We start from the raw sequence: 13,522 nt of genomic DNA on the forward strand, positions 1-13,522 counted from the left end.
ATTATCGTTATTGCGTATGCATGCTCCTCAACCTTCCCAAACTCAACTGATTTTAGGCTCAGTCAGTCTTGTACTGTGTTTGAGCCTTTGGGGCATGCTCAATACATCACAACATTTTCATACTCGATCACATTTTTCACATCATGCCGTGGTTTTTTCATCTGCTTCTCACGACATTTTCAGTTTCATTCCTAGATATGCTTTTGCTACTTGTAAGGAAAAAATTCTAAAAAAACAACATAGAAGAAAAATTCAATCTCAAAAAGCAAGCAATACTGTTACCCCCCCTCCAACGATCGATGAACCTGTCATTGTGACCGAAGAATATATCCAATCTTTAATGGCTGTATTTGGACATGACTCCTTAGCCCAACGTACAGCGCAAACGGAAAAATTATTTCCAAAACCTAAACATCAGTTTGGTCGTCAAACTGTCAAAAAAATTGCAAAATTGAGCACTCAAGAAAAAAAGGATTTCATTAGTTCAACCTTAGCCAGTGTTTCCCAAATCTTGCCTTTTAAAAATAATATGGGACTTGGCTCAGACTCATCTCAAGACATTCATGTGGTGATGAGCGCAAATCAAAATTGGCTACTCGATCCCAAGTTAAAATTAGATACTGAACAAGTCTATAAATATGGCGTGGAATCTGGGAATCAGTTTAATACCAATTTCAAACTCACTCATGTCCAATCCAAAGAATCTTCGATATTTTCTCAATTGCAAATATCACGTTCGACAGGAGATGAAAATTTTTATTGGACGGATAAAACCTATCAGCAATTTCAATTACAAAAAAATCAATCGATTATTTTAGGAATTTATAGCAGTGGTCATTATGATCGTGAATGGATACTGAATAGCTGGGGGCCTTATATCTCTTGGAAACAACCTATTTGGCGGAATTGGTTATTTTTACAGAGCGATTTAAGTTATTACAATGATAAAGGCAGTGATTTAGAACATCGTATTAGTTCATCATTTGGTTTTGAAGTGCATTTTTAAATAAAAAAGCCGATCATTGGATCGGCTTTTTTGCGTTGAATTAAATTATTTCAACAATAAGCTATTGATACGTTTCACATATTCAGCTGGATCTTCTGGTAAACCACCCTCAGCAATCACCGCTTGATCAAAAATCACATTGGCTAAATCATCAAACTGCTGAGAACCTTGCAGTTTTTTCACCAATGGATGATCAGGGTTGATTTCCAAGATTGGTTTACTGTCAGGAACCGCCTGCCCTGCTTGTTTAAGCATACGTACTAACTGAGGAGACAATTCCCCCTCAGGAGTGACTAAACACGCAGGAGAGTCAACCAAACGAGTCGTTACACGTACTTCTTTAGTTTTCGATTTCAAAGCATCTGATAACTGCTCAACCACAGGTTTAAACTGTTCTGCCGCAGCTTCAAGCGCTTTCTTCTCTTCCGCATCTTGTAGATCGCCAAGATCAACTGCACCTTTAGAAACATTTTGCATCGGCGTACCGTCAAACTCTTGAACGAAATTCATCGCCCATTCATCGACACGATCCGCCATTAAAATCACTTCAATGCCTTTTTTCTTAAACAACTCAAGTTGAGGAGAATTTTTTGCCGCATTCAAGCTATCTGCAGTCACATAATAAATCGCTTTTTGCCCATCTTTCATGCGCGCTTTATAGTCAGCTAAAGAAGTTACAATTTCATCATTTGTTGAGGTAGCAAAACGTAAAAGTTTTAAAATACGTTCACGATTTGAAAAATCCTCACCCAAACCTTCTTTAATCACTGAACCAAATTCAGCATAGAATTTTTTAAAGTTTTCCTGATCTTTCTCATCTTCAGATTTTGCTAAACCATCAAGCAAGTTGAGGATACGACGAGTATTACCTTCACGAATCGTTTTGACATCGCGACTTTCTTGTAAAAGCTCACGGCTGACATTCAATGGCAAATCAGCACTATCTACGACACCTTGGATAAATCGAAGATAATTTGGAATTAAATTGTCTGCGTCATCCATGATAAAGACACGTTTCACATATAATTTAATACCCGCTTTGGCTTCACGTGTAAAAATATCACCCGATGCTTTGCTTGGAATATAAAGTAACTGAGTATATTCAGTATTTCCTTCCACATGGTTATGTGCCCATGCCAAAGGTGCTTCAAAGTCATGTGTTAAATTTTTATAAAATTCAACATATTGCTCTTCAGTGATTTCACTTTTATTGCGTGTCCATAGTGCACTGGCTGAGTTGATGACTTCCCACTCATCCGTTTTCACCATTTTACCGCCTTGCGCTTGCTCACCTTCAGCGGCCTCATCTTCCTGCCAAACTTCTTTTTGCATTTCAATTGGCAAACTGATGTGATCTGAGTATTTATTGATGATTTGTTTAACTTTCCAAGGCTCTAAATACTCAAGTGCATCATCACGTAAATGTAGAATAATGTCTGTTCCACGCGAAGCTTTGTTGATTTGCTCAACTTCAAAATCACCAGTTCCACCGCTAATCCAACGCACACCTTCAGCAGCGTCTAGACCAGCATGGCGAGATTCAACCGTAATTTTTTCAGCAACAATAAAACCCGAATAGAAACCTACACCAAATTGACCAATCAATTGGGCATCAGATTTTTGATCACCGGTCAATTTAGACATAAAGTCTTTGGTTCCAGACTTTGCAATCGTACCGAGGTTATCAATCGCTTCTTGAGCAGTTAAACCAATACCGTTGTCTGAAATCGTAATGGTTTTCTGTTCTTTATCTAAACTAACGCGGACATGCAAATTCGGATCATTTTCATAAAAATCAGGATGATTAATCCCTTCAAAACGTAATTTGTCACAAGCGTCAGATGCGTTCGAAATAAGTTCACGCAAAAAGATTTCAGGATTTGAATAGAGAGAATGCGTCACTAAATGCAAAAGCTGAGCCACTTCGGCTTGGAAACTATGCTTTTGTGTAGCTTGTTGTGCGCTTTGTTCACTCATAAAATCGCTCCTTTAAATATGCAAATGTTTTTATCAATGACATATGAATTGGAGCGCATGAATGATTTTTCAATACTACGAATAAAATTTTATTTTAAATCTGCCAAATATTAAAACTAAAATGGACCTTGCTGATAAATACGACTCATATATTTGTCTAGACGTTGTTGTTGCATCTTATAGACATCTGTTAAACAACTCACAGAATCACGACAATCATCACGTAATTTTAACCACTTAATTTGTTGATCTTGGATAATCGAACGCGTTCCCATAGGAACCAAATGTCGTACGATATTATATGTTGTAGCCATTTTGACATCTGCATCATTTAAACTGCGTGTATCGCAAATGGTATGCTCTGTGACAGTCTTGGCAGCAGCACAATTAAAGCTTGCAGCATGACTCGCTGTTGCAAATGCAAGTGAAAATAAACAACTAAAAAACAATGTCGAAGTATGAATTATCGTTTTCATCATCAGCTACTTTTATCTGAATTTTATAAAAATAGACTACAAAAAAACCTTTAATTTTCATATGTTATTTTCTATCAATATTTGTTTAAATAATTTATTAATTCATCATTTATTAGCTAAATAAAATAAAAAAACTCGGTACAAGACCGAGTTTTAAGCACAACTTTCTAAAAATCTAAACGATTAAAATTTGTAGCTATAACCAATTGTGTAAACAATTGGATCAATATCCAAATCAAACGTGTAGTTATTTGCAACGTTCAAACGAACTTCAGGGCTAAGATCTGCGTAACGCACATCAAAATATACGCCCCAATTTTTAGCGTCGGCTGGTTGATAGTTAAAACCAAGCTGACCAGCAACACCAAAGTCATTTTTAACTTTATCAGCTACACCACTTTCATCCCATGTAATCAATGCAGTCGCACCAATACCTACATACGGGGTAAAGCGTGTTGAGTTTTTGAAGTTATATTTTGCAGTAATTGTTGGTGGTAAATGTTTTACCTTCGCAACTTTAGTCCCATTCAATGTCACTTCTTGGTTAAATGGCGTAGCCAATAATAATTCTGCAGAGAAAGGCGTATCACCAAAAAAATATTCAACCGAAGGCGTGAAATTGATTTCGTGATCTGCTTTCACAACACCAAGTGGAGTCGTTGTGTCTTGTGTTGGCGCTAACACACTACCACCGAGTTTTAATTGCCATCCACCAGCAAATGACGCAGAAGAAATCCCCAATAGAGCAATAATTGCAGCTTGTTTTAACATTTTAGCCACCAGTAGTTAATCAATATTTAAATATTAAACATGAGTTTTAATATTATGCAACACTTATTATACAATTAATTTTAAAATTATTTTTAATTTATTGTTTTAAATCACATTTATTTTAAACAAACCATTTTGGTTGGATTTAATCCTTAGTTATTTACTATACTTTAATATCATTTAATAATCCTAGTTTTTTACTATGAATTATTATTTAAAATTATATTATTAAAATAATTATTTTAGATTTAAAAATAATATTCTTAGCATAAAAAAACTGCCCATTTTAGGACAGTTTTTAAAAGCTGATATTTTTAAGATTTGCTTATAATAAATTGCTTAATCTGCTCAGCAATCTGTTTGGGTTTACTCACGACAGCCCAATGATTGGCATCAATTTCAACCTTGCTAAAATCTTTGACCCAATTTGGCATTTCGTTGATCAATTCTGGACTAACAAAGTTATCACGTTGCAGCACAATCGCCTGAACAGGGCAAATCGCATAGCGTTCACGTGGTCGAGTTAATCGTGGGATAAAATTGGCACGATATAAACCGATACCATACTGCCCATCTGCCGAGATATTTTCATTTTTAGGCAGATTTTTTTGATGTTCGAGTTGCTCTAGCATTTTGCTCCATCGTTCTGGGCTAAAAAAATGCCAAACTGTTGGTGCAACCACAGGTAAATGGAACGCTAAAATGTACCAAGATTTTGCCAGTTGTTTAAAAAATTTGCCTTTATCTGAGCTAAATTGTTTGCGCATCCAAAATGCGGCATGATCTAAACATGGTCCAGAAATCGTGGAAAAAGACAGAATTTTGCGACTAAATTGCGGATCTGTCACAGACTCCCAAGACTGAATTGATCCCCAATCGTGTGCTGCAAGATGGTATGCACGATCAGCTAAAAGAGCTTGTGTCACACTCGCCAAATCTTGCGATAATTTTTGTAGACTAAAATCCTTGATTCGTTTCGGTATGCTTGATTGCCCTGCACCACGTACATCATATGTCACGATGTAATAGTCTGAAATGAGCTGCTCAATAATCGGCTCCCATACTTCTTGGTTGTCGGGATAACCATGTACCAAAACCAGTGCAGGCTTGTTTTCATCGCCCCATGTTTTGGCATAAAGCTTTTGCCCATCTTGGGTCTTGATCCAATGTGACTGAAACTGCATATCAACTCCACTTTTTATTTTCCATTGACCATTTATTTGACGCACAGGGCGGATTGATCAATGTCAGACGTTTTTTTGTACTTTAGTATGCTATGAAAGTGTTTCTGAATAATTGACCGTTATGAATCTTTTAAAAAAACTTCAGACAATACCCGTAGTCTCAAAATTTTTAATCAATCAATATGCACCATTTAAAGGTGCTGGCATTGAAGTCGAAAAGATGGATCTTAAAAACTTCCATATTCGTGTAAAAATGCCACTCAACCATAAAAATAGAAATGTGGTGGGTGTTCATTTTGGTGGCAGTCTTTATTCGATGGTCGATCCATTTTATATGTTGATCTTGATGTATCACTTGGGCCCTAAATATTTGGTCTGGGATAAAGCTGCACATATCAATTTTTTATCTCCGGGACGGAGTACGGTATATGCTGATATTCGTTTAGACTCAACCGAGTTAGCGCATGTAAAAGATCTTGCTGAAAATTATGCACCCGTACATCGTATTTATAAGTTAGATATTTTTGATGAAGCAGGTGTTCGGATCGCTGAAGTTGAAAAAACCGTGTATATCCGCCGAAAAAAACCGAAATCGAGCAAACATTAAAAAAAGCGTTAACCCATTTCGGTAACGCTTTTTGTCTTATCTTGAGTTTTAATACTTTCATTTCATGCTTTGACATTTTCACAAAGCATTTAAAAAATACTTAAAACTCATTTTTTGCTGAGCGATTAGCGTTTCTCTTCGATTGCAGCACCTGCGCCACCACCAATTGCACCGCCGATTGCAGCTCCAGCATCACCACCAAAGATACCTTTACCTACAACAGAGCCAATCCCTGCACCCACACCACTATAAGTTGCATTTCGGTTTGAACCATTTTGGGTTTTACTGCCTACAGCACCACCAGCACCGCCACCTAAGGCCGCACCAACGCCTCCACCGACATGGTTACCAACACCACCACCGACTGCACCACCAAGTGCTGCAGCGCCAATACGTTGGTTTTGAGGCGACATAGAATCACAACCTACTAACATTAGTGTCGGAAGTCCTGCACACATCAAAATCATGAGGGCTCTTTTCATGTCTACTCTCCAATTTATTAGTTTGGCTTTAATGCCTATCTCTATATCAAAGCACTAAATTATGTTAAATTTCACGAATTCTTGCTTTTTTTTGTAATTTTTGAATACTTCTCCATCAAGTCATTAAAAAAATTCTCTAAATTTTGTTTTCTGAATTTTATTTGGTGTGTAGTTTTCCAACTTTTCATCCCACCCTTCGTCCATAAAGTGCAAAGGTTTAATGAAGTCATGTCTCAGCTTCTATACAATATGCGCCCAAGGATTGGAGTTTAAAATGTCACAGACCTCTTCTTTAAAACGCGGGCTTAGCACGCGTCATATTCGCTTTCTAGCGTTAGGATCAGCCATTGGTACTGGTCTTTTTTATGGTTCAGCTTCTGCTATCAAACAAGCAGGACCTTCGGTGTTGCTCGCCTATATTGTTGCGGGTATTGCAATTTATATTGTAATGCGCGCACTAGGAGAGATGGCGGTTCACAATCCTGTATCTGACTCATTTAGCCATTATGCTTCAGAATATTTAAGCCCATTTGCAGGTTTTACTACAGGTTGGACTTATGTCTTTGAAATGGTCATCGTGGCAATTGCCGATGTGACTGCTTTCGGGATTTATATGGGATTTTGGTTCCCCGACGTTGATCGGTGGATTTGGATTCTTTCACTGATTTTATTTCTCGGTGCGATTAATCTGATCCACGTCAAAGTTTATGGTGAACTCGAATTTTGGCTTTCCATCGTCAAAGTCGGTGCAATTGTTGCAATGATTTTAGGCGGATTTGGGATTATGGCTTATGGCTTACATGTCCCTAACACCAACTTTACTCCTGGTATTTCAAACCTTTGGGAGCATGGCGGGTTTTTCCCAAATGGTTTTGCGGGCTTTTTAGCATGTTTTTCTGTAGTCGTCTTTGCATTTGGTGGTATTGAAATTATTGGTGTTACTGCGGGTGAAACCAAAGATCCGAAAAAAGCCATTCCACAAGCGATCAACGCAGTTCCCTTTCGTATCATCTTATTCTATGTACTGACCATCTTTGTCTTGATGTCAATTTTCCCATGGAATCAAATCGGTACTCAAGGTAGCCCATTTGTACAGATTTTCAAAAGCTTAGGTATCGAATCTGCCGCATCAATTTTAAATATCGTTGTGATCACAGCTGCAGTATCTGCGATCAATAGTGACGTATTTGGCGCAGGTCGTATGATGTATGGTATGGCTGTTAAGGGCAAAGCACCGCATATTTTCACCAAAACTTCAAAAAATGGTGTGCCATTTATGACCGTTTTTGTCATGGCTGGTGTACTGATCGTTGGTGTGATTTTAAATGCGACTATCCCTGAAAATGTCTTTGAAATCATTGCTTCAATTGCGACATTTGCTACGGTTTATGTCTGGTTAATGATCCTTCTCGCTCAATTTGGTATGCGTAAAAAATTGACTAAAGAAGAAATTAAAAAGCTTGATTTCCCTATTATTGGTTGGCCGATTGCTCCCATTTTAGCAACTGCATTTATGATTTTCGTCATTGCGCTGATTGGCTATTTCCCAGATTCACGCCCTGCGCTTTATGTAGGTGCGGCATGGTTAGCAATCTTGGCTGCTGCTTATCAGCTTTGGGTTAAACCGCAAAGCAAATAAGTCATATAGACTATAAAAAACCGCTGAATTTCAGCGGTTTTTTTTCAACATAACGAAGCATCTGTTGATATTTCAAATGAATATTCCCATATAACTATATGAGAATATTGCTTAGATAAAGTCCTTATTGATCAGGTTGTATGACCGTAACAGCCTTAGTTGGAACACCATCAGTAGAGACTACAGCTTTTGCCACACTACCACGTGTAGGGACATTCAACTCACCGACATGAATGCTTTTCTGTTCAGGTGCTTGACCTTCCTGAAACTTCACGCCACTTGCTGTAACGTCTTTTGCTTCCGCAACAACTACACCATCTTTGATGACTTTTGTTTTTTGCTCAATTTTTGAAGTAGGAACAATCACAGCTTTTTTCTTCACTTCAGGTTTTGCCAACTCATGTTTAGAAAAATGCGCTTTATTGTCAATTTTTTCAATGTCATGTGAGCTGATTGAATTGCCGTGATCTTTCACATCCAACACAGTCGCTTGAGTTTTGCGTACTGGTTCCTGCCCTTCTTGTGTAGTAATAATTTGCGTTTTTGTCACAGGTACAATTGCATGCGCTTCTTGTACGATTTTATTTGGCAATGGATCGGCAAAAGCAACCGTAGACATTGCACTCGCTACTACTACAACACTCAGGAGATTTTTACTAAATTTCATACGAATTATCCTAGTTCAATCAAGTCAATTTTTTTGCTAAAACACAGCTCTTTTAGCGGATGTTATCTTTTTAATATAGTAATTTTTGTACATTCATTGTGCATTGTTCAGGAAAAGACAACAAATTAATAACGTAAACTTACCGTGAAGTTTCACTTAATAGCGGGTGAGTTTTACTGATTATTTATAGCCTAATGATCCTCGATACTCGGTATTCTTTTACGCTTCAGTGTTCTCTAAGTATTTTCTATTAGATTTAATTTTTATTTTATTCTTATCCTCATATACCTATTTTCTATATATACCGCATAAAAAAGACGCCCTAAGGCGTCTTTTTAAATCAAGCTAGAACTTAGAATTGTTCTTCGTTCAATGCTTGAGAGAATGCTTGGTCAACTTCAGAGAAGTCATTTACAAGTTCGTGTTCAGCAGCTTCTGCTTCTTGACGACGACGTTCTAAATGGTATGCAAGACCTGTACCTGCTGGGATCAAACGACCTACAACAACGTTTTCTTTCAGACCACGTAAATCATCTTCTTTACCTGTTACAGCAGCTTCAGTTAACACACGAGTTGTTTCCTGGAACGATGCAGCAGAGATGAACGAGTCAGTAGAAAGCGATGCTTTGGTAATACCCATCAATTGACGTTCAAATTTCGCAGGGAATTTGTTTTGCGCCAATACAGCACGGTTTTCTTGAACCACGCGGATATAATCCACTTGTTCGCCTTTGATGAAGCTAGAATCACCACCATCAGTGATTTCAACTTTACGCAACATTTGACGTACGATGACTTCAATGTGCTTATCGTTGATTTTTACACCTTGTAAGCGGTAAACGTCTTGTACTTCGTTCACGATGTAGTTGGTTAACGCAACTTCACCTTTCAAGCGCAAGATGTCATGTGGGTTTTGTGGACCATCAGAAATGGTTTCACCACGGTTCACATGTTCACCTTCAAACACGTTGATCGTACGCCATTTTGGAATCAATTCTTCGTAAATTTCAGAACCGTCATCCGGAGTAATCACTAAACGGTTCTTACCTTTGGTCTCTTTACCAAAACTTACGATACCTGAAATTTCAGCAAGGATCGCGTGTTCTTTTGGTTTACGTGCTTCGAACAAGTCAGCTACACGTGGAAGACCACCGGTAATATCACGAGTACGTGAAGATTCTTGTGGTACACGACCGATAACGTCACCGACACCGATTGTTTCGCCATCACGAACAGTTACGATCGTATTTTGTGGCAAGAAGTAGAACTGTTCACCGCCATCCGCTGTATCAAGTACGATAGCAGGACGCATATCTTTACCAGATGCAGGACGTGATGTTACAGGCAAGATTTCAATCGTTGTCATACCTGTTGCATCATCAGTTTTCGATGTTGCAGTTACACCATCAGCGATTTGGCTGAAACGTGCTTTACCAGCCACTTCGGTAACGAGTGGATGTGTATGCGGATCCCAAGTTGCAACGATACCGCCGCCTTCTACAGTTTCACCATCTTTAAGCAAGATGTTTGCACCGTAAGGAATCTTATAACGTTCACGTTCACGACCTAAATCATCCGCAATACCGATTTCACCTGAACGTGAAACAGATACCAAGTGACCTTTGGCATGTTGAACAGTTTTTACGTTATGGAAACGAACTGTACCTTTGTTACGTACTTGTACGCTGTTTGCAGCAGAAGTTCGGCTCGCAGCACCACCCACGTGGAATGTACGCATGGTTAACTGTGTACCTGGCTCACCAATTGATTGAGCAGCCATTACACCAACAGATTCACCTGGGTTCACCTGATGACCACGTGCTAGGTCACGACCATAACATTTCGCACAAACACCGAAAGTCGATTCACAGCTTACAACTGAACGTACTTTAACTTCATCGATACCTGCATCTTCTAAGAATGCTGCAAGTTTTTCATCGATCAATGTATTACGTGGAAGTAAAACTTCTTCTGTACCCGGTTTTTTCACATCAAGTGCAGTTACACGACCCAATACACGAGCGCTTAACGGCTCGATTACGTCACCACCTTGAATGAATGGAGTCATTACAAGACCATCATTTGTTCCGCAATCAGGTTCTGTGATCACTAAGTCTTGAGCAACGTCTACAAGACGACGTGTCAAATAACCAGAGTTCGCAGTTTTAAGTGCTGTATCGGCCAAACCTTTACGTGCACCGTGAGTTGAAATAAAGTACTGAAGTACTGTCAAACCTTCACGGAAGTTTGCTTTAATCGGAGTTTCAATGATCGAACCATCTGGTTTCGCCATCAAACCACGCATACCAGCAAGCTGACGAATCTGCGCCGCACTACCACGGGCACCAGAGTCAGACATCATATAGATGCTGTTGAATGATTTTTGTTTCTCGTCTTCACCCTGTTTGTTTTTAACAGTTGTGAAAGACAAGTTGTCCATCATCGCTTTCGCTACTTGGTCGTTTGTACGCGCCCAAATATCGACAACTTTGTTATAACGTTCACCAGCAGTTACGAAACCTTGTTCGAACTGTTGTTCGATTTCACGAACTTCAGTTTCTGCTTTTTCAATGATGGTATGTTTTTGAGGTGGAATGAGCATGTCTTCCATACCTACAGAAACACCTGAGCGAGTCGCTTGACGGAAGCCCAAATACATCAATTGGTCAGCGAAGATAACAGTATCTTTAAGACCGAGTTTACGGTAACAAGCATTGATCAATTTAGAGATGTTCTTTTTAGTCATCTCGATGTTGATTTGTTGGAAATCCATACCTTCAGGTACAACTTCCCAAAGCAAACAACGGCCTGGAGTCGTATCTACAACAATTGTTTGTTGTTCACGTTCACCATTTTCATTGATCACTGTTTGGTGTACACGCGCTTTAACGCGAGCGTGTAAATCAACTTGACCTGTTGCAAGCGCACGGTTTACTTCGTCAGTATCCGCAAACACCATGCCTTCACCTTTGGCATTTATCGCATCACGAGTGATGTAATAAAGACCCAAGACAACGTCCTGAGAAGGAACGATGATTGGCTCACCATTTGCAGGTGACAAGATGTTATTGGTTGACATCATTAACGCACGAGCTTCTAACTGAGCTTCAAGTGTTAATGGTACGTGTACCGCCATTTGGTCACCATCGAAGTCGGCGTTAAACGCAGCACAAACGAGTGGGTGAAGACGGATCGCTTTACCTTCAATCAAAATAGGTTCAAATGCTTGAAGACCTAAACGGTGAAGTGTTGGCGCACGGTTCAACATCACTGGATGTTGACGAATCACAGATGCCAAAACGTCCCAAACTTCTGGAGTTTCGCGCTCAACCATTTTCTTCGCAGCTTTAATGGTTGTTGCTTGGCCTGAAGCTTGTAGTTTTGCAAAGATAAATGGTTTGAATAACTCAAGCGCCATTTTCTTAGGAAGACCACATTGGTGTAAACGTAATGTAGGACCTACGGTAATCACCGAACGACCAGAATAGTCAACACGTTTACCCAACAAGTTTTGACGGAAACGACCTTGTTTACCTTTGATCATATCTGCCAAAGATTTAAGAGGACGTTTGTTCGAACCTGTAATTGCACGACCACGACGACCGTTATCTAACAATGCATCAACAGACTCTTGTAACATACGTTTTTCGTTACGTACGATAATATCTGGCGCTGCAAGGTCTAATAGACGTTTCAAACGGTTGTTACGGTTGATCACACGACGGTAAAGATCGTTCAAGTCAGAAGTCGCAAAACGACCACCTTCTAGAGGAACCAATGGACGAAGATCTGGTGGAAGTACTGGAAGTACATTCATCACCATCCATTCTGGTTTGTTGTTCGACTCTTTGAACGCTTCCATCAACTTCAAACGTTTAGATGCTTTTTTAAGCTTAGTTTCTGAAGTTGTTTGAGGAATTTCTTCACGTAAACGAGAAATTTCAGCTTCAAGATCGATGTCTTTCAACAAATCTTGAACTGCTTCAGCACCCATTTTCGCGCTAAATTCGTCACCGTGTTCTTCTAAAGCTGTGAAGTATTCTTCATCATTTAGAAGTTGGTATTTCTCAAGCGGAGTCATACCAGGATCAGTAACAACATAAGATTCGAAATACAATACGCGTTCAATATCACGCAAAGTCATATCAAGTAATAAACCGATACGGCTAGGAAGTGATTTCAAGAACCAAATATGTGCAACTGGAGATGCAAGCTCGATGTGACCCATACGCTCACGACGAACTTTTGCAGTTGTTACTTCAACGCCACATTTTTCACAAATGACGCCTTTGTATTTCATACGCTTGTATTTACCACACAAGCATTCGTAATCTTTTACTGGACCAAAGATTTTGGCACAGAATAAACCATCACGTTCTGGTTTAAACGTACGATAGTTAATTGTCTCAGGCTTTTTAACTTCACCGTGAGACCATGACTTAATCATTTCTGGTGACGCAAGACCAATACGGATACGGTCAAATTCAACTGGTGCATGACCATCTGAATCCGTCTTTTTGCGCATGATATCGAGCAAGTCTTTCAATTTTTTTCTCCGTGCGTCGAGGAGATTTTCACTTCTCGACTGGGTCACAAATATTGTTTTTTAACTGAGAATCCTCCCTCAATCCCTCCTTTAATAAAGGAGGGAGGTTGCAACTATTTAAGTGCTGGACCTCCCCCTTTTCAAAGGGGGTTGGGGGGATTAATGGT

10 protein-coding genes are annotated in these 13,522 nt (G+C 39.2%); 3 read left to right on the forward strand and 7 right to left on the reverse strand.

The genetic code is table 11. The annotated features are described in order from the left end of the window. Positions 1-16: 16 nt before the first annotated feature. Entirely contained in the window at positions 17-1,006 is a 990-nt protein-coding gene (locus F960_RS21625) for a hypothetical protein (protein ID WP_004868011.1), read from the forward strand. 45 nt (positions 1,007-1,051) lie between these two features. Here F960_RS21625 and htpG read toward each other — a convergent pair whose 3' ends face one another. The 4 genes from htpG to F960_RS17130 all read right to left on the reverse strand — a co-directional run bounded on the left by htpG (position 1,052) and on the right by F960_RS17130 (position 5,414). Continuing rightward, positions 1,052-2,983, reverse strand: coding sequence for a molecular chaperone HtpG (htpG, locus tag F960_RS17115; RefSeq protein ID WP_004868015.1), 1,932 nt, complete (start codon positions 2,981-2,983; stop codon positions 1,052-1,054). 116 nt (positions 2,984-3,099) lie between these two features. Further along, positions 3,100-3,462 carry a lysozyme inhibitor LprI family protein gene (locus F960_RS17120; RefSeq protein ID WP_373429863.1) on the reverse strand — a complete coding sequence of 121 codons (363 nt, stop codon included), beginning with the start codon at positions 3,460-3,462 and terminating at the stop codon, positions 3,100-3,102. Positions 3,463-3,642: 180 nt separating this feature from the next. Next, complete coding sequence (locus F960_RS17125; protein WP_004868023.1) at positions 3,643-4,230, reverse strand: OmpW/AlkL family protein; 588 nt, start codon at positions 4,228-4,230, stop codon at positions 3,643-3,645. Positions 4,231-4,544: 314 nt separating this feature from the next. Further along, positions 4,545-5,414 (reverse strand): alpha/beta fold hydrolase, encoded by an 870-nt coding sequence (locus tag F960_RS17130; RefSeq protein ID WP_004868025.1) that lies wholly within the window; start codon positions 5,412-5,414, stop codon positions 4,545-4,547. A gap of 121 nt (positions 5,415-5,535) precedes the next feature. Here F960_RS17130 and F960_RS17135 point away from each other — a divergent pair, with 121 nt between their 5' ends. Then, entirely contained in the window at positions 5,536-6,021 is a 486-nt protein-coding gene (locus F960_RS17135; protein ID WP_004868026.1) for a PaaI family thioesterase, read from the forward strand. Positions 6,022-6,146: 125 nt separating this feature from the next. Here F960_RS17135 and F960_RS17140 read toward each other — a convergent pair whose 3' ends face one another. Then, positions 6,147-6,503, reverse strand: coding sequence for a YMGG-like glycine zipper-containing protein (locus tag F960_RS17140; protein ID WP_004868029.1), 357 nt, complete (start codon positions 6,501-6,503; stop codon positions 6,147-6,149). Positions 6,504-6,777: 274 nt separating this feature from the next. Here F960_RS17140 and F960_RS17145 point away from each other — a divergent pair, with 274 nt between their 5' ends. After that, positions 6,778-8,142: an amino acid permease gene (locus F960_RS17145; RefSeq protein WP_004868031.1), complete on the forward strand. Its 1,365-nt coding sequence runs from the start codon at positions 6,778-6,780 to the stop codon at positions 8,140-8,142. 124 nt (positions 8,143-8,266) lie between these two features. Here the strand turns inward: F960_RS17145 and F960_RS17150 are convergent, their stop codons facing one another. Further along, positions 8,267-8,809 (reverse strand): hypothetical protein, encoded by a 543-nt coding sequence (locus F960_RS17150; RefSeq protein WP_004868032.1) that lies wholly within the window; start codon positions 8,807-8,809, stop codon positions 8,267-8,269. A 352-nt stretch (positions 8,810-9,161) separates the two neighbouring features. Further along, complete coding sequence (rpoC, locus tag F960_RS17155; RefSeq protein WP_004868033.1) at positions 9,162-13,355, reverse strand: DNA-directed RNA polymerase subunit beta'; 4,194 nt, start codon at positions 13,353-13,355, stop codon at positions 9,162-9,164. Between the last annotated feature and the right edge of the window lie 167 nt (positions 13,356-13,522).

Origin of the sequence: Acinetobacter gerneri DSM 14967 = CIP 107464 = MTCC 9824, from assembly GCF_000368565.1 — a bacterium.
In the GTDB taxonomy this organism is placed as follows: Bacteria; Pseudomonadota; Gammaproteobacteria; order Pseudomonadales; family Moraxellaceae; genus Acinetobacter; species Acinetobacter gerneri.